The organism is Acinetobacter sp. ANC 5378 (genome assembly GCF_013004315.1).
Taxonomy (GTDB): domain Bacteria; phylum Pseudomonadota; class Gammaproteobacteria; order Pseudomonadales; family Moraxellaceae; genus Acinetobacter.
This window is the reverse complement of the sequence record NZ_JABERK010000005.1, coordinates 1-15,198: the sequence shown is the minus strand read 5'-3', so window position 1 is coordinate 15,198 and position 15,198 is coordinate 1. Positions and strand designations below refer to the sequence as shown.

17 protein-coding genes, 1 rRNA gene and 1 riboswitch are annotated in these 15,198 nt (G+C 38.9%); of the genes, 10 read left to right on the top strand and 8 right to left on the bottom strand.

Translation table 11 applies throughout. The annotated features are described in order from the left end of the window. Window positions 1-9: 9 nt before the first annotated feature. Entirely contained in the window at window positions 10-534 is a 525-nt protein-coding gene (locus HLH16_RS00780) for a protein tyrosine phosphatase family protein (protein ID WP_171527848.1), read from the top strand. On the opposite strand, the gene ispF is transcribed toward HLH16_RS00780, so the two are convergent. Beyond that, complete coding sequence (ispF, locus tag HLH16_RS00775; protein ID WP_171527847.1) at window positions 522-1,013, bottom strand: 2-C-methyl-D-erythritol 2,4-cyclodiphosphate synthase; 492 nt, start codon at window positions 1,011-1,013, stop codon at window positions 522-524. The two genes, HLH16_RS00780 and ispF, sit on opposite strands and share 13 nt — an antisense overlap. A 99-nt stretch (window positions 1,014-1,112) precedes the next feature. Between ispF and HLH16_RS00770 the strand changes: the two genes are divergently transcribed. Together HLH16_RS00770 and HLH16_RS00765 are read left to right on the top strand one after the other, a co-directional pair. Next, window positions 1,113-1,763 (top strand): A1S_1983 family putative colistin resistance protein, encoded by a 651-nt coding sequence (locus HLH16_RS00770; protein WP_171527846.1) that lies wholly within the window; start codon window positions 1,113-1,115, stop codon window positions 1,761-1,763. 35 nt (window positions 1,764-1,798) lie between these two features. Then, complete coding sequence (locus HLH16_RS00765; RefSeq protein ID WP_171527845.1) at window positions 1,799-2,170, top strand: MmcQ/YjbR family DNA-binding protein; 372 nt, start codon at window positions 1,799-1,801, stop codon at window positions 2,168-2,170. A 37-nt stretch (window positions 2,171-2,207) separates the two neighbouring features. Here HLH16_RS00765 and HLH16_RS00760 read toward each other — a convergent pair whose 3' ends face one another. The 5 genes from HLH16_RS00760 to HLH16_RS00740 all read right to left on the bottom strand — a co-directional run bounded on the left by HLH16_RS00760 (window position 2,208) and on the right by HLH16_RS00740 (window position 7,176). Continuing rightward, window positions 2,208-3,452 (bottom strand): D-amino acid dehydrogenase, encoded by a 1,245-nt coding sequence (locus HLH16_RS00760; protein ID WP_171527844.1) that lies wholly within the window; start codon window positions 3,450-3,452, stop codon window positions 2,208-2,210. A gap of 147 nt (window positions 3,453-3,599) precedes the next feature. Then, window positions 3,600-3,689, bottom strand: a riboswitch (glycine riboswitch). Between the two features lie 214 nt (window positions 3,690-3,903). Beyond that, on the bottom strand, window positions 3,904-4,494 hold the full coding sequence (locus HLH16_RS00755) for a GNAT family N-acetyltransferase (RefSeq protein WP_502707624.1): 591 nt from the start codon (window positions 4,492-4,494) through the stop codon (window positions 3,904-3,906). 87 nt (window positions 4,495-4,581) lie between these two features. Continuing rightward, window positions 4,582-5,667 (bottom strand): chorismate synthase, encoded by a 1,086-nt coding sequence (aroC, locus tag HLH16_RS00750; protein ID WP_171527843.1) that lies wholly within the window; start codon window positions 5,665-5,667, stop codon window positions 4,582-4,584. A 12-nt stretch (window positions 5,668-5,679) separates the two neighbouring features. After that, complete coding sequence (gene prmB, locus HLH16_RS00745) at window positions 5,680-6,690, bottom strand: 50S ribosomal protein L3 N(5)-glutamine methyltransferase (protein WP_171527842.1); 1,011 nt, start codon at window positions 6,688-6,690, stop codon at window positions 5,680-5,682. 108 nt (window positions 6,691-6,798) lie between these two features. Next, the gene (locus tag HLH16_RS00740; RefSeq protein WP_171527841.1) at window positions 6,799-7,176 is read right to left on the bottom strand and encodes a lysozyme inhibitor LprI family protein; all 378 of its coding nucleotides are present in this window, start codon (window positions 7,174-7,176) and stop codon (window positions 6,799-6,801) included. A gap of 147 nt (window positions 7,177-7,323) precedes the next feature. On the opposite strand from HLH16_RS00740, the gene HLH16_RS00735 reads away from it, so the two are divergent. The 7 genes from HLH16_RS00735 (at window position 7,324) to HLH16_RS00705 (ending at window position 14,313) form a co-directional block, all read left to right on the top strand. Then, a complete protein-coding gene (locus tag HLH16_RS00735) occupies window positions 7,324-7,629 on the top strand; it encodes a hypothetical protein (RefSeq protein WP_171527840.1) in 306 nt (101 codons plus the stop codon). Between the two features lie 261 nt (window positions 7,630-7,890). Beyond that, window positions 7,891-9,264: an ABC1 kinase family protein gene (locus HLH16_RS00730; protein ID WP_171527839.1), complete on the top strand. Its 1,374-nt coding sequence runs from the start codon at window positions 7,891-7,893 to the stop codon at window positions 9,262-9,264. Between the two features lie 224 nt (window positions 9,265-9,488). Next, window positions 9,489-10,784 carry an acyl-CoA dehydrogenase family protein gene (locus HLH16_RS00725; protein WP_171527838.1) on the top strand — a complete coding sequence of 432 codons (1,296 nt, stop codon included), beginning with the start codon at window positions 9,489-9,491 and terminating at the stop codon, window positions 10,782-10,784. A gap of 25 nt (window positions 10,785-10,809) precedes the next feature. Further along, window positions 10,810-12,009 (top strand): acyl-CoA dehydrogenase family protein, encoded by a 1,200-nt coding sequence (locus HLH16_RS00720; protein WP_171527837.1) that lies wholly within the window; start codon window positions 10,810-10,812, stop codon window positions 12,007-12,009. 101 nt (window positions 12,010-12,110) lie between these two features. Continuing rightward, window positions 12,111-12,596, top strand: coding sequence for a GNAT family N-acetyltransferase (locus HLH16_RS00715; RefSeq protein WP_171527836.1), 486 nt, complete (start codon window positions 12,111-12,113; stop codon window positions 12,594-12,596). 398 nt (window positions 12,597-12,994) lie between these two features. Then, on the top strand, window positions 12,995-13,537 hold the full coding sequence (locus HLH16_RS00710; RefSeq protein ID WP_171527835.1) for a type 1 glutamine amidotransferase domain-containing protein: 543 nt from the start codon (window positions 12,995-12,997) through the stop codon (window positions 13,535-13,537). Between the two features lie 194 nt (window positions 13,538-13,731). Beyond that, window positions 13,732-14,313, top strand: a complete 582-nt coding sequence (locus HLH16_RS00705; RefSeq protein ID WP_171527834.1) for a lytic transglycosylase domain-containing protein — start codon at window positions 13,732-13,734, stop codon at window positions 14,311-14,313. A 63-nt stretch (window positions 14,314-14,376) separates the two neighbouring features. Here the strand turns inward: HLH16_RS00705 and HLH16_RS00700 are convergent, their stop codons facing one another. Both HLH16_RS00700 and rrf read right to left on the bottom strand, forming a co-directional pair. Then, window positions 14,377-14,943, bottom strand: coding sequence for a DUF4256 domain-containing protein (locus HLH16_RS00700; protein WP_350643828.1), 567 nt, complete (start codon window positions 14,941-14,943; stop codon window positions 14,377-14,379). A gap of 176 nt (window positions 14,944-15,119) precedes the next feature. Continuing rightward, a 5S ribosomal RNA gene (rrf, locus tag HLH16_RS15980) occupies window positions 15,120-15,198 on the bottom strand; the annotation flags it as partial.

Here is a 15,198-nt window from a genome sequence, read left to right as displayed (position 1 = left end):
TTTTATCTTATGAATCAAATTGAAAATGCATTAAGCCACATCGAGAATTTCCAGTTTATTCACGAACACCTATTCACCTCAGCTCAGCCCACTGCTGAACAGTTGAAACTGATTAAAGAATACGGCGTGACCACGATTGTGAATCTGGGATTGTCTGATGCAGAGCAGCATTTAGATCATGAAGATAAAATTTGTTTAGATGTTGGCTTAAATTATATCCAACTGCCGATTTCGCCAGAAACACCGTCTGATGACCAATGTTTACTGATATTAGACATGCTGGCTCATTTAGTACAAGAACAAATGGTCTGGGTACATTGCAGCAAAAATTATCATGTCAGTAGTTTGATGTATTTATATCGTCAGTACTATATGGATATGGACATGCCTACGGCACAAGAGCTGATGCACAGCATTTGGGAACCGAATGAAACCTGGACAGGTCTCATCCATGCGGTAGCCCTACAACTGCAAGGTCGCAAAGCCACCAAAGAATTACAGCAGTCACTGATCCATCCAGATCATTTTGGCTGATGCGAAATCAAAACGGTTGCAGTCGATAAAATTCCTTCTCCACGTCCGGTAAAGCCTAATTTTTCTGTGGTTGTGGCTTTAACGCTAATTTGTGTTACATGTACATCCAGAACATCTGCAATACTTTGACGCATTTCTAAATTATGTTTCGCCAATTTTGGGCGTTCACATGCGACTGTAATATCGGCATTATTTAACACATAACCACGATCTAAAATCAGTTGATAGACATGTTTAAGCAAAACACGGCTATCAGCACCTTTAAATTTCGGATCGGTATCTGGAAAATGCTGTCCGATATCACCCAAAGCCAAAGCACCCAATAACGCATCACATAAAGCATGCAACACCACATCACCATCTGAATGCGCTTTTAGGCCTTGAGTATGTGGAATTTTAATCCCTGCCAAAGTAACAAAGTCACCTTCTTCAAAGGCGTGTACATCCATTCCCTGTCCAATTCGAATTTGTGCGACCACTTTGAGCATCCTTAAGAAATAAATGATTGAGATGTTGTATTCACGCTTTCTATTTCGCTATAGTTACATCAGCGCAACATAGTGAAATTATAAGCGATCATGCTGGTGAATACCGATATTAATCTCATTAAAACATTAAGCACATTATTCAGTATTGGCTGTTTGTGCTCAACTTTGGCTCATGCTCAAAAAATTGATTGTTCTAGCCCCAATACTTCGTCAATGAAACAGATTTGTGCTGAAAGTTTTGCCCAATCGCGAGAGAAATTAAACAATCATTATATTACTGCATTTTTGGTCAGTGATGCACCGGTTCACTTATTGGAAGATACGCATACTTTATGGTTTAAGCGTTTACAACAATGTAAAAGTCTGGACTGTTATAAGCAACAATTTGAACTGCGCATTGAAGATCTCAACTTTTATACCTCGCTCAATCAGAGTTTAACCAATCATTATTTAAAATTTGAAAATGGGCAAATTGCCAGCCAACCTGTGCATTTACAAGTCCATCAACTCAGCAAAGATAGAATTAAAATTGAAGGTATCGCCTACCGCAATCCAAACAATAAACTGGAAACACAAACTATTCCTTTTTTGGCCTATACAACGCCTGATCAGAAAAATGAAATCATGGATAATGAACACGATTGCAAATATCAGTTCGATTTTAGTAAGGCCATTTTATCAGTTAAAACAGAACAGAAAGGCTGTGAACGTTTTGCAGGTATCTATCGGATTTATGATTAATTACTCAATTTAATTTTATAAAAAGTGTTCTGCTGATGGATGATCATTCGATTCAGAAAATTGCCATTGAGACAGCTATAAACCTAGTCGCGGCTGAACATTCACAACCTTTTGGCTTTGGGGTAGATGTATATAAAGTCTCGGATAAAATTTTTATGATGACGATGATTTATCAAGGCAAAAAAATTGTCACTCTAAAATGCTCCCCGCAAGACTCTGAAATGCTGCGTGATATCTATCCGTCGATTCGTCCCGGATATCACATGAATAAAAAGCACTGGATCACGATTTATCCAGGCAAAGAAATCGCCACGAAATTAGTGCAAGATTTAGTCATTGCCTCATATGAACTGGTAATCAGTAAATTACCTAAACACCAGAAAACAGGTTTAGAAGCTAAAAAATAAAAAGCATGAAGTTAGAACTCCATGCTTTTTAAATTGCTTAAACTGGATGTTGTGAAGCGACTTGCTGACTAATCATCACAGCTGTCGCTGCGGATAATGTCCAGCCTAAATGACCATGCCCAGTATTATAAAAAACCCGTTCACGCTTTCCACGGCGTACTATCGGCATCATATTGGGCATCATCGGACGTAAACCTGCCCAAGGTACGACATTTTCAGTGGTAATATTAAAATTCTTGTTCACCCAATCGGTCAGCGGCTGAATACGATCTGCACGGATATCCCGGTTATAACCATTAAATTCAGCCGTGCCTGCAACACGTAGACGATCTGCACCTAAACGTGAAGTGACAATTTTCGCACTTTCATCCAACAGGCTCACCCACGGCGCATTCTTAATGCTGTCCTCATCATTTAAATCTAGCGTAATAGAATAACCCTTGACTGGATAGACATTGACGCGATCACCCAATAAATTTGCCAAGTGATAGCTTCCGACACCGCCACACACCACCACGGCATCCGCTTCCAATGATTCAACTGAAGTTGCATTTAAATGCATATTTTCATTACTGGCATGATAAAGCACAGTGACACCTTTGGCATGATGTTTCACATCAGTCACTTCCATGCCAAACATATATTTCACACCATATTTTTCAGATGCCTCAGCAAGCCCTTTAGTAAATTTATGAATATCGCCAGTGGCATCTCCGGGACAATAAAAACCGCCATAATATTCGCCTTTCAAACTCGGCTCTATACTTTTAATTTCTTCCAGTGTAACCGGAATTCTTTCCAAACCACCCTCAGTAAGCAAAGTATTCACCCGAGTTGCCACTTCATAATCAAGCTTGCTGTGATAGAAATGCAGAATTCCACGCTTTTCCAAATCAAACTGAATATTTTCTTGTTCAGCAACAGCAAATAAACGCTCACGGGCTAATAGCGCCATTTTTACGGTATCTCGAGTATTGGCTTCGTAATTTTTAATATTGCCGAGGAATTCCATTAACCAGCCATATTTATGTAGGTCAAATGAAGGGTTAAGTAACAGTGGTGCATTCTTATTCGACATCCACTTGATACCTTTCAGTACTGTGGCTTTTTGGTTCCAAACTTCTGCATTGCAGGCAGACAGTTGTCCGCCATTGGCAAATGAGGTTTCCATGGCTGGATATAAATGTTTATCCATGACGGTAACTTTATAGCCCAATTTTGCCAGCTCATAGGCGGAAGTAACACCGGTAATTCCTGATCCGATCACAACGATATGACACATACGACACTCCCTGGAAATGTGTATACATTTCTTTTGAGCCCCATCTGTCATTGATACCTGAGAGCTTCGATCATGACGTTAAAAACTTAACGCTGACCATCCCCTTCGGTGAGCATATTGACTGAATATGCTTCTCTCCAGATTTTTGAAATTATTACAGTCCTTTTGCCTGAGAGTTTCCGGGGTCGTTGCTCCTTCGGCGTGTTCACAGAAGAACATCTCTCCTGCAATAATTACTTATATTAATATGAGCAACTTTTGTACCATTCGCGAGCACTAAATTCATTTATTTGTTAATTAATTCATCTTAAATAAAAATATTCATACTAATCAAATAATTAAAACAAAAAAATAAATTTAAGAAAAATTAAATATCGTAAAAATAAAGTGAAATCAGTTATTCAAATTGTGCTGTTGTAGTGATTAAAATGCACCATTTTAGACACCTTATTTACATCTCTTTAATTACCGACTTTGTCATATGTTGTAATTTCAAATCAATCAAAGGTTGTCCTACATGCGCCTCAATTGGATACGATTCAACACATGCTGTTTTTGAATAACCACAGCGTTCGTAATATTGAATCAGCTCTGTTCTGGCATCAAGTACAAACATTTCATAACTGATCAAGGTTGGACAAATTGCTAATGCCTTTTGTTCAGCATATTTTAAAATCTGTTTTCCGATGCCCTGATTTTGCCAGTGTGAATTTACACAAAAAGTTCCTATTTCAACGGCATTTTTCTGAAAGGTTAAACCGATACAGGCCACTAAAGCAGAATCTAAATCTTCAACCATTTCAGCTACAAATAGAGAAAAATTCTGCTGGCTCAAACTATCCAATAACTGCTGATCATTGATTCGATCTCCAGCAACAATATCCTGTTCACTGGTCCAACTAGCACCTGTATTTGTACGATATGCCTGATTAATCAATCCTATGAGGTTGTTGATATCATTTAAATTTGCGGTTCTATATCTTAATCGCTTCATTATTTTTCTAAAAAATTGAATTGAAAGAAAATTACCACAAAGCATCATCAAACAAAATTCTATCCATAAAAAAACCAGACTTTAAGTCTGGTTTTTTTATCATTAAAGCTCGTAGCCTTAACGAGTTACTTCAGTTTAAATCGGTGCAAATGGCACAACCACATCCGCATTTTGTGCACGATGGCGCATGAAGTGATCCATCAATACGATCGCAAACATAGCTTCAGCGATTGGTGTCGCACGAACGCCTACACAAGGATCATGACGACCTTTGGTCAATACGTCCGTATCTTCACGATCGATATTAATGGTTTTACCTGGGGTGGTAATACTTGCAGTTGGTTTCAGTGCAATCGCCACACGAATGGTTTGACCACTTGAAATACCACCCAGAATCCCGCCTGCATGATTGGCAAGAAAACCGTCTGTCGTCAATTCATCACGCGATTCATGACCAAACTGTTCTGCAACTGCAAAACCATCACCAATTTCTACGCCTTTAACTGCATTGATGCTCATCATCGCATGTGCAATATCCGCATCTAAACGATCAAATACTGGCTCGCCCCAACCTACAGGAACATTCTCTGCAAGAATTTCCAACTTCGCACCACAGCTAGTGCCTTGTTCGCGAAGTGAAGTGACTAATGCTTCAAAACGTGGCACTGCATCAACATCGCCACAGAAAAATGGATTGTTTGGAACTTCATTCCAATCTAATTTTTCGGTTTTTTCCGTACCAATTTGTGTGACATGACCACGAATGTTAATACTAAACTTTTCAGCCAGATATTTTTTCGCAATTGCACCCGCAGCCACACGCATTGCAGTTTCACGTGCGCTTGAGCGACCGCCACCACGATAATCACGGAAACCATACTTTTGGGTATAGGTATAGTCAGCATGACCCGGACGGAAAGTTTGCGCAATATTGCCGTAGTCTTTGGATTTTTGATCCGTATTACGAATCAATAAACCAATTGATGTACCTGTAGTTTTACCTTCAAATACACCTGAAATAATTTCGACTTCATCCGGCTCTTTACGCTGAGTTGCGAATTTAGAGGTACCCGGTTTGCGGCGGTCTAAATCTTTTTGTAAATCTGCTTCAGTCAGTTCGATCCCAGGCGGCACACCATCGACAATTGCCATCAGGCCAACGCCATGAGATTCACCACAAGTCGTTACACGGAACAGTTGTCCAATACTATTACCTGCCATGTTCACAACTCCTTATGCTTGAACAGATTGTACAAATAAATCACGGTATTTACGGCATTGCTCTGCAGTTAAAGCAAAAATACCCGAACCACCTTTTTGGAAAGTTAACCAATGGAAATCAACAGTATTAAAGTTCTGTTTCATTGCCCATTCAGAGTTACCTACTTCAATCACGATTAAGCCATTTTCAGTTAAGTAATCCGCGGCTTGCGCCAACATTTTACGAACCAAGTCTAAACCGTCTTGACCTGCAGCAAGTGCAAGTTCTGGCTCATGTAAAAATTCAGCCGGTAAATCAGCCATATCTTCTGCATCCACATACGGTGGATTCGATACAATTAAATCGTATTGATTTTCAGCAGGAATTTTTGCGAATAAATCTGATTCCATCAATGCAACCTGATATTGCATATTGTGATGTTCAGCGTTAATCGACGCCACTTCTAAAGCTTCTTTAGAAATATCGGTTGCATCCACTTCAGATTCAGGGAAGGCATAAGCCAAGGCAATCGCGATACAGCCCGAACCGGTACACATATCTAAAATACGACGTGGGGTTTGCGGATTATTATTTTCAGGAAGATTGTTCAATGCTTCACGCACCAGACCATTTTCATCTAGGCAATAGGGTGCAAAGCGTTGGTTAATCAATTCAGCAATCGGCGAACGTGGAATAAGCACACGTTCATCCACGTAATAAGGTTTGTCGCAGAAATATGCAAGATTCAACAAATATGAAGTTGGCACTTTTTCATTGATACGACGTTCCAGCAAACTGATAAATTCAGCTTTTTCACTTGGCAGTAATTTCGCATCTAAAATTTCTGGATTTGCGTTCCAGTCCAGTGCCAGTGTTTGCAATACTAAAGCCGAACTTTCTGCAAAAAAGTCTTCTGTACCTTGACCCAAGTGTGCATCGTATTGACGTAGAGCTGAAACACCAAAACGGATAAAATCACGAATAGTCGTTAGGTTTTCAGCGGCTTCCTGTAAATGTTCAGGGCTAATTGTCAGTTGATCCACTTAAGGCATCTCCAAGGTCAAATTTTTAAAGCGCCTTATGATACCTTGTTTTAGCCGTTTTGATTAGCATTTTCATTCAAAGCAAGTAGATAAAATACAACATGAATACTATTTTAATCCGTACTCAAGCATATCTGCACGTGCCATTGTCAATTGTAAAAAACAACCCGTATAAGTCGTGTTTTTTTGCTCAAATTTATTTTTCTCAAAACCACAAACCTGATCTCTTTGCTTTAACCAGTCTTGCTGTATTTGTTTTACCAGCTGTTTTTCTGAACTTGGGGTATTCGATAGCTTTTTCTTATAGTTTTGTTTCACTCGTTTATTCTGTACTTTTGATTCATGTTTTTGACACGCAGAAATTTCTTTAATCTGACTTTGTGCGGACTTCATACAGGGTTCGTAATCTTTAGAATAACCCATGGCCCAGCTATTTACAGCCAATCCCAAACAACACAGAATAGAAAATTGAATAGTGCGTTTCATTTAAATCCCCCAAAATAATACAAATAATTTTAAAAATTTTTATCGAGTTTCTATATAGCATTTTTTTAGTCTGCTTTCAAAAACAAAGATTGAAACTAAGCAAATTGACCCAATAAATGTTCAATCTATTTTACAATTTTTCGATCTATGAGCTACAAACACAATAATTTAATGGCAATGCGCCAAAACTACTGGAATGACACAGATTCAGTCCAGGTTGAAAGCGAGAAACAATTTTTTCAGCAAACCTTGATTGAACACGGCATCTACACAGCCCCATCAGAAGATGATGCCAAATATCTGTTCTTTAGCTTACCCAGCATTATTATTGTCAAAGGTTATGCCCTCGGTTTTAAACATGACATTGTTCAAGCCATGATTTTTAAACATATTCAAGATAATAAAACCGTGTTGAAGCAAAAAAGTGACATTAAAATTCAATTCCGCATGTAAATATTTATCTAATCTACCTTCATCACAATTGCCTGTGCGGGTATCCTTCTCAAGGCTGATAAAAGTGTGAGTAACCCATTTATTTCACTCGTGTGAAAAGCGTCTAGTTCTTATAGGACTGGAGCTTTTATGGAAAATAAATTAAATATTAAGCATATTAATGCCCTGTACAGCAGGTTGAACTTTTTTAATACGTGAATACGCGGTAATATCCGCTACAATTAATTATTCTGCGACTTGCTGATTAAAGGATTTTGTTTAATGTCAGATCAGAACGATAAGCTTAAACAACTCAAAACCTCCTCTATGGATCGACGTTTATCTATTGCTAAAGCATCCTTACTAGCAGGAACGCGATGGGCGGCCTCTAGCGCAACCACCATGTTTTCCAGTGAAGCAGAAAAAGAAAAGAAACGTAAAAAAGCCATGAAAGAACAAGCTGATTATCTTGTTTCTGAAATTGGAAAACTTAAAGGTTCTATCGTTAAAATTGGGCAAATGATGGCGCTTTATGGCGAACATTTTTTACCTGAAGAAATTACTCAAGCGCTGAATACTTTAAATAATCAAACCATCGCCCTTGCTTGGCCGGCGATTAAACAACATTTAGAACAACAACTGGGTTCTAAGCTGAATGATTTAACCATTGATCATGAACCTTTAGGCACGGCCTCTTTAGCCCAGGTACATCGCGCCACACGAAAATCAGATGGTTTGGAAATTGTACTCAAAATCCAGTATCCAGGTGTAGCAGCTGCCATTGATTCAGACATGAGCCTGTTTAAAAACATGCTCAAATTGACCCGGATGGTGCCACAAACACGCGAATTTGATCAATGGTTTGATGAAGTTCGCGAAATGATGCATCGCGAAGTGAATTATGACATTGAAGCTGCGACCACACGTCGTTTTGCCGAACGTTTAAAAGATGATCCACGCTATATCGTGCCGCAGATTGTGGATGAATATTGCACCGATCAAATTCTATGTATGACCTTTGAACGAGGCGTGCCGATCAATAGCCCTGTCATGCTGTCTCTGCCTCAAGAGCGTCGCAACCAACTCGGTGAAGCTTCTCTCGAGATTGCAGTACGTGAAATTTTTGAATGGGGCGAAATGCAAACCGATCCAAATTTTGGTAATTATCTGGTGCGTTTGGGCAATGGTGAAGATAATCAAGATAAAATTGTACTGTTAGATTTTGGGGCCATTCGTCAATTTGACGAACATTTGCTGAGTGTTGCACGCAATTTAATCCAGGCCGGTTATCGTCACGATAGTGATGAAATGGTTCGTGCCATGACGGGTTATGAATTCTTTGACTCCATTCCGCAAAGCATTAAGCCAGACATGGCCAAAGTGTTTTTATTGGCCACTGAAGCATTTAGTACAACTGCTAATAATCCAGACTTACCTGAAGGTGTGATGGATGAGCAGCAACGCTATGACTGGAAAAAAAGCCAATTGCATAGTCGCGTAATGCAACGTGCATCCAAATCGATGGCATCGCGTTATTTCAGCGTTCCCCCGAAAGAATTTATGTTTATTAGTCGTAAATTCATTGGGGCATACACTTTTATGACTGTCATTGATGCAAAAACCAATGTGCGAAAGATGGTCGAAAAATTTTTATAATCTATTCTGACTAGAGTGACTGCATTGTCATTCTAGTCAACCTTATCTTTCTAGCCTGCCTTTATAATGATTAAAAACAATATTATTCAATCATTTAATAACTTTAAAATTCATTTTCAACCATTCATCCAAGTCATTTTTAATTGTCAGTCATGACATAGTCTTTTCCAAATTCGCATGTCAGCATAAAAATATAAAGAATCGAAAATCGATGGACGATAACAATGACCAATATGGTAAACAAAGCACAAGGATTTGGGCTATCACTGATCACTAAAATTGCCGGTAGCGAGGTTCTTGATCAATTCAAACTGCGTAAATTTCTTGAAAAATCGTTATATCAAGGTTCAAAAATCGGTTTTAAAACCTTAACCAAAACCCAAAAAGCATTTAAAGCCAATTCTCAGGTCAGCAAACAACGCCTTCCCAATCAACACAAGTCATTATTTGATTTAAGCTTGACTGAAGAACAGCAAATGACTTGTGATGTGATGGATCAATTTGCAGCAGAAGTGCTTTACCCCTTAGCGGCTGAAGCAGACAATAATGAAAAATTTCCCGTAGCACTTTGGCAACATGCTACTAATTTAGGACTGAATTACTATGCGCTTCCTGAAGCTTTAGGCGGTGTAGCAACGGAAAAAAATATTCTAAGTAATATCCTCATTGCAGAACATTTAGCCAAAGGTGATTTCAGCTTAACGGCAGGCTTACTGTCCACATTTAGTGTGATTAATGCGATTACCCAATGGGGTTCTGAAAAAGTTCAGTCCACCTATTTAGCAAGCTTTGTAAATGATCCCGATATTCATGCGACATTTGCGGTACAAGAAGCAACCGCTGCATTTAACCCTTTCAAGCTAAAAACCAAAGCAACTTCAATCCATGGAAAATACACCCTTCAGGGTGAAAAAACTCTAGTGTTATTAGGTGAAACTGCCGATCTATTTCTGGTGAATGCTGAACTGAATGGCTCACCCGAAGTTTTCATTGTAAAACGCGACAGCAGTATTACCGTGAAGAAAAGTCCAGCTATGGGGTTAAAAGCTGCAGAAACAGTGAGCTTACACTTTAATAATAGTCCGGCTGAATTATTAGGTGATGATGACTTTAATTACCCAGCCTTCTTGGATTTGGGCAACCTGATGTGGTGCGCCATGGCTGTGGGAACTTGTGAAGCCGTAAAAGCCTATTGCATTGAATATGCCAATCAACGTACTGCTTTTGGTGAACCTATTTCGCACCGCCAGAGTGTGGCATTTATGATTGCAGATATGGCAATTGAAATTGAAGCCATGCGCATGTTGATTTTAAACGCAGCCAGTCTCGCTGAAGCAGGTCAACCTTTTCATCGTGAATCCTATTTGTCACGTTTACTCTGTGCAGAAAAATCGATGAAAATCGGCACCGATGGTGTGCAAATTCTAGGTGGTCATGGTTTTATCAAGGAACACCCGGTTGAGCGCTGGTACCGTGACCTACGTGCGACAGCAATATTACATTCAGGCTTACATGCTTAATCTATAACAATAAGGAATCGAGCCAATGAATTTACAAAATCCTAAAAAATTTAAGATGTTGATAGATCAAGCCCATGAATCTGCTTTAAATGTCCTACGCCCCATTTCACGTAAATATGACAAAGCTGAACACAGCTATCCCAAGGAACTCGACATGTTTGCCTCACTCATTGATGGCATGAACGATGGTGGCGAAGGCATCAATGCGGGGGCAGCTGTAGGAAAGCGCGGTACTACAGAAACTGGAAATAAAAATGGCGTCAATATGTCTACCGTTCTTGGGGTCATTGAGATGTGCTATGGGGATACCGGCTTATTACTCAGTATGCCTCGTCAGGGTTTAGGGAATTCTGCCATTGCAGCAGTGGCAAATGATGAACAGCTGCAACGCTTTAAAGGCACATGGGCAGCAATGGCGATTACTGAACCCGATTGCGGTTCAGACTCGGCAGCAATTCGAACCACAGCCACTAAAGATGGTGACCATTATCTTTTAAATGGTGAAAAGATTTTCGTGACCTCTGGTGAGCGTGCCGACTCTGTAGTCGTCTGGGCAACTTTAGATAAAAAGCTCGGACGGGCTGCAATTAAATCCTTCGTTGTACCCAAAAGGACAGAAGGAATGAAAGTGGAATGCCTTGAACATAAACTGGGGATCAAAGCATCAGATACGGCTATGATTAGCTTCGTTGACTGTCGTGTTCCTGCTGAAAACCTACTCGGTCATGCTGAAATTGATGTCGCCAAAGGTTTCGCAGGTGTTATGGAAACTTTTGACAATACTCGTCCTTTGGTAGCCGCCATGGCAGTCGGTTGTGCAAAAGCCTCTTTAGAAAGAATTAAAGAAATTTTTAAAGATCAATTAGATGAAAATTACGCTATGCCCTATTTGCAAATCTCCCATATTGCAGCACAAATTTACCGCATGGAAGCTGAATGGGAAGCTGCTCGCTTACTGACCATGAAAGCTGCATGGATGGCGGATAATAAAAAGCCGAACTCACGAGAAGCCTCCATTTCCAAAGCAAAGGCAGGACGAATGTGTAATGAAATCACCTTGAAATGTGTAGAACTTGCTGCAAGTATCGGTTATAACGAAGATGAACTATTAGAGAAATGGGCGCGTGATTCAAAAATTTTGGATATTTTTGAAGGCACCCAACAGATTCAACAATTGATTATTGCCCGTCGGGAATTGGGCAAGAGTTCAAGTGAGTTAAAATAATTTCTCGCTTTTTCAAAGCATAAAATCGGCCAAAAGATGGATTTTTATCAGATATAGCGTTATAAAAATCCATCTTTTTTTATTTCTATATATTTAAGCTTATGTATCAAGTTAGACTTATTCAAGCACAAGATAATGCTGAAATTGCACGCATCATTCGCGAAGTTTCCAAAGAGTTTGGGCTTGCTCCTGAATCAGGTTTTGCTGTAGCTGACCCAATTCTAGATGACTTATACACGGTTTATCATCAACCTAATGCGCAATATTGGGTAATTGAAAATGAACAGGGTAAAATTTTGGGTGGTGGTGGTTTATCGCCTTTAAAAGGTGATCACACCATTCTAGAAATTCAAAAAATGTATTTTTTACCAGAAATACGTGGTCTAGGATTCGCCAAGCAACTTCTAGAAGAAGCTTTTCAGTTTACCCTACAACATGGTTTTCATTCTTGCTATTTAGAAACCACCAAAGAACTTTGGCAAGCCGTCAAACTTTATGAAAAATTAGGGTTTGAATATTTAAATCACCCCAAAGGCAACACAGGTCATAGTCAAGCCTGTGAAATCTGGATGGAAAAACGACTGTAATTCTTCTACATTTTTAAAAATGTTCTCGCCTTCAAAAGAACATTTTTTAATTTGGGATTTCCTAAATTCACCCTTTTGATTTTATATCCCATGTCAGCATTTGCTTACACGGAAAGCATTCATTAACCCCTATGCTAAAATCAGCAGGAGCCTTAATATAAAAATATCAGGAATCATGATGTTTCCATAATAAAAATAATAAACGATATAAGCAGGATGCATAAGGGTAAAACAGGAGTTATACCTTGTAACTAATATGAATAAGCCCCATCACGATGATGGGGCTTATTTTTGCCAAGAATTTTCAAACCTTAACAAGAATAAGCCAAAATCTGTACAGCTTCATGGGTTCGGCTTGCTAATGTTGAACTTTCAATCAGTCATTCAGGATCACTAAAATGTCTAAAAAAGCCTTATTTATTACTTCCAATGTGGGCGTAGAACAAGATGAGCTGATCAAACCGTCTGAATATTTACAATCAAAAGGTATTGAAGTGATTCATGCCGCAGAAGAACAAAAGGATGTTCAAACGGTTAAGAGTGATAAGGAACGTGCAACCTCTTATACTCCACAAACCACTTTATCTAGAGTCTCTCCGGAAGATTATGATATTTTGGTCATTCCTGGAGGAACGGTAAATGCTGATACCCTTCGATTAAATAAGGATGCTCACAAAATTGTTCAGCACTTTGCAGATAATGCAAAACCTATTGCTGCCATTTGTCACGGACCTTGGGTATTAATTAATGCGGAAAGAATTAAAGATAAAAATTTAACCTCTTATAAAAGTATAAAACTGGATTTAGAAAATGCAGGTGCGAATTGGGTCGATGAAGAAGTTCACCGCTGCAATACCAACAATTGGCCATTGATTACATCACGAAGCCCAGATGATATCCCTGCTTTTAATCAAGCCATTGTGCAAGAATTGAGTAATTAAGGAATCTTTAAGCGATGAGTCCCATTAACATAATGGGACACTTTAATTTAAGGCTTGAAACATTCAATTATTGAATACTTCATTCATAAAAATACTTCACAAATCGTTTGAATAATACTAAACATCGACTATTGACTCGTTTCACGCAGACCACTAGCATAACTTCAATAAAATTTTACTTTGGGTTTCTAACCTTGTTAATTACGCATCATTTATCTAACTTACGCTCAAAATTATCCCCTAATAATTTTTTTACATTTAAATCAACAGCTATCGTCATTACTGCTCTAGCTTTTACCGGCTGTACATCCTTTGGTGGGAGTTCAGTCGCTAAACGATCTGCCAAACTATCCACTGGCATACAAAAAGCATATGCTGTTGCACCCGATACGGCAAATCGTGTCTCTCCCATGATTATCCAAAGTGCGGACAAATATGCTGTTGATCCATTACTTTTGGCTGCCATGATCCGACAAGAATCAAGTTATAAGAACTATGCCATTTCATCCGCAGGTGCTGTTGGACTTACTCAGGTGATTCCACGTTACTGGCAACAAACCTGTCCAGGTGATTTAAGTGATGAATATCATAATATTAATTGTGGCACCTATATTTTAGCCACCTATAACAATAAAGCAGGAAGTTGGCCTAAAGCTCTTGCCTATTACAATGTTGGACCTGCAGGCTATAACTCTAGCACTAAGATGAAAAAACAAGGTGAAAAGTATGCAAGACAAGTTAAACAACATCACAACACTTTAAAGGGTGCTTTATAAATTTAATCGAAATCCTTCTTTCTATTGGATAGGAGGATATTACTCATATTCATTTGTTATATTTTAGACTCTAAGTAACGCTCGAAAACCTCGAGAAGCATAATAAGATTCTGCTCCATTATGATAAACAAAAACTCGTCCATAGCGTTTATCCGCAAAAAGAGCCCCGCCTTTCTTGCGGATATCATCCGGTGTAAATAACCAGCTTGAAGTTTTCATATCAATTGAATCTATCGCTTGCAGTTCATAATAATCATGCTCGGTTAACAATTCGACTCCCATAACTGAAGCAAGATCCAAGACTGTATTTTCAGGTTTATTGGCTTTCAGAGAATCTAGTGCTTTTTGGTCATAACATAAGCTCCTACGACCTGCTGGGCTCTCTATACTACAATCCATAAAAATATACTGATCGGTAATATGATCATGCAATACCACATCAGGCTCACCACCTATTTTCTCCATTGCATGTAATGACCACATTTCAGCGAGGCTTGTTTTCAGCTTGTGCTGGATTTTCAACCATTGCATCGCCTTATGCCGCTGCATATTTTGTTCAAATCGTATTTTTAGAATATTTAAAAGATCTGCTGTTTGTTCTGTAGTTAATTGTTCCCCCGATGAATTTATTTTCTTTCATTTTATATCGCTCTATTTTTATTTTAAATATTTTGCATGATTTTTTTCACAGACTACAAGGCTGAAAATAATGAGGAATTGTATAGATCATGTCATTTCCGCTTTTTCTTTATTCCGCCCATAAAAAATCCCCCTGCTCTACGAGTCAGGGGGATTTTAGAATAATGAGCTGGCGATGACTTACTCTCACATGGGTAACCCCACACTACCATCAGCGCAAAGAGGTTTCACTTCTGAGTTCGGGAA

What these genes read in the sequence shown, in the direction of transcription:
- HLH16_RS00740 (WP_171527841.1), bottom strand. Translation starts at nt 7,176, where the DNA reads ATGAAACGCACTATTCAATTTTCTATTCTGTGTTGTTTGGGATTGGCT.
- HLH16_RS00730 (WP_171527839.1), top strand. Translation starts at nt 7,891, where the DNA reads ATGTCAGATCAGAACGATAAGCTTAAACAACTCAAAACCTCCTCTATG.
- HLH16_RS00765 (WP_171527845.1), top strand. Translation starts at nt 1,799, where the DNA reads ATGGATGATCATTCGATTCAGAAAATTGCCATTGAGACAGCTATAAAC.
- HLH16_RS00780 (WP_171527848.1), top strand. Translation starts at nt 10, where the DNA reads ATGAATCAAATTGAAAATGCATTAAGCCACATCGAGAATTTCCAGTTT.
- HLH16_RS00720 (WP_171527837.1), top strand. Translation starts at nt 10,810, where the DNA reads ATGAATTTACAAAATCCTAAAAAATTTAAGATGTTGATAGATCAAGCC.
- HLH16_RS00770 (WP_171527846.1), top strand. Translation starts at nt 1,113, where the DNA reads ATGCTGGTGAATACCGATATTAATCTCATTAAAACATTAAGCACATTA.
- HLH16_RS00725 (WP_171527838.1), top strand. Translation starts at nt 9,489, where the DNA reads ATGACCAATATGGTAAACAAAGCACAAGGATTTGGGCTATCACTGATC.
- HLH16_RS00715 (WP_171527836.1), top strand. Translation starts at nt 12,111, where the DNA reads ATGTATCAAGTTAGACTTATTCAAGCACAAGATAATGCTGAAATTGCA.
- HLH16_RS00735 (WP_171527840.1), top strand. Translation starts at nt 7,324, where the DNA reads ATGAGCTACAAACACAATAATTTAATGGCAATGCGCCAAAACTACTGG.
- HLH16_RS00710 (WP_171527835.1), top strand. Translation starts at nt 12,995, where the DNA reads ATGTCTAAAAAAGCCTTATTTATTACTTCCAATGTGGGCGTAGAACAA.
- HLH16_RS00755 (WP_502707624.1), bottom strand. Translation starts at nt 4,494, where the DNA reads ATGATGCTTTGTGGTAATTTTCTTTCAATTCAATTTTTTAGAAAAATA.
- HLH16_RS00760 (WP_171527844.1), bottom strand. Translation starts at nt 3,452, where the DNA reads ATGTGTCATATCGTTGTGATCGGATCAGGAATTACCGGTGTTACTTCC.
- aroC (WP_171527843.1), bottom strand. Translation starts at nt 5,667, where the DNA reads ATGGCAGGTAATAGTATTGGACAACTGTTCCGTGTAACGACTTGTGGT.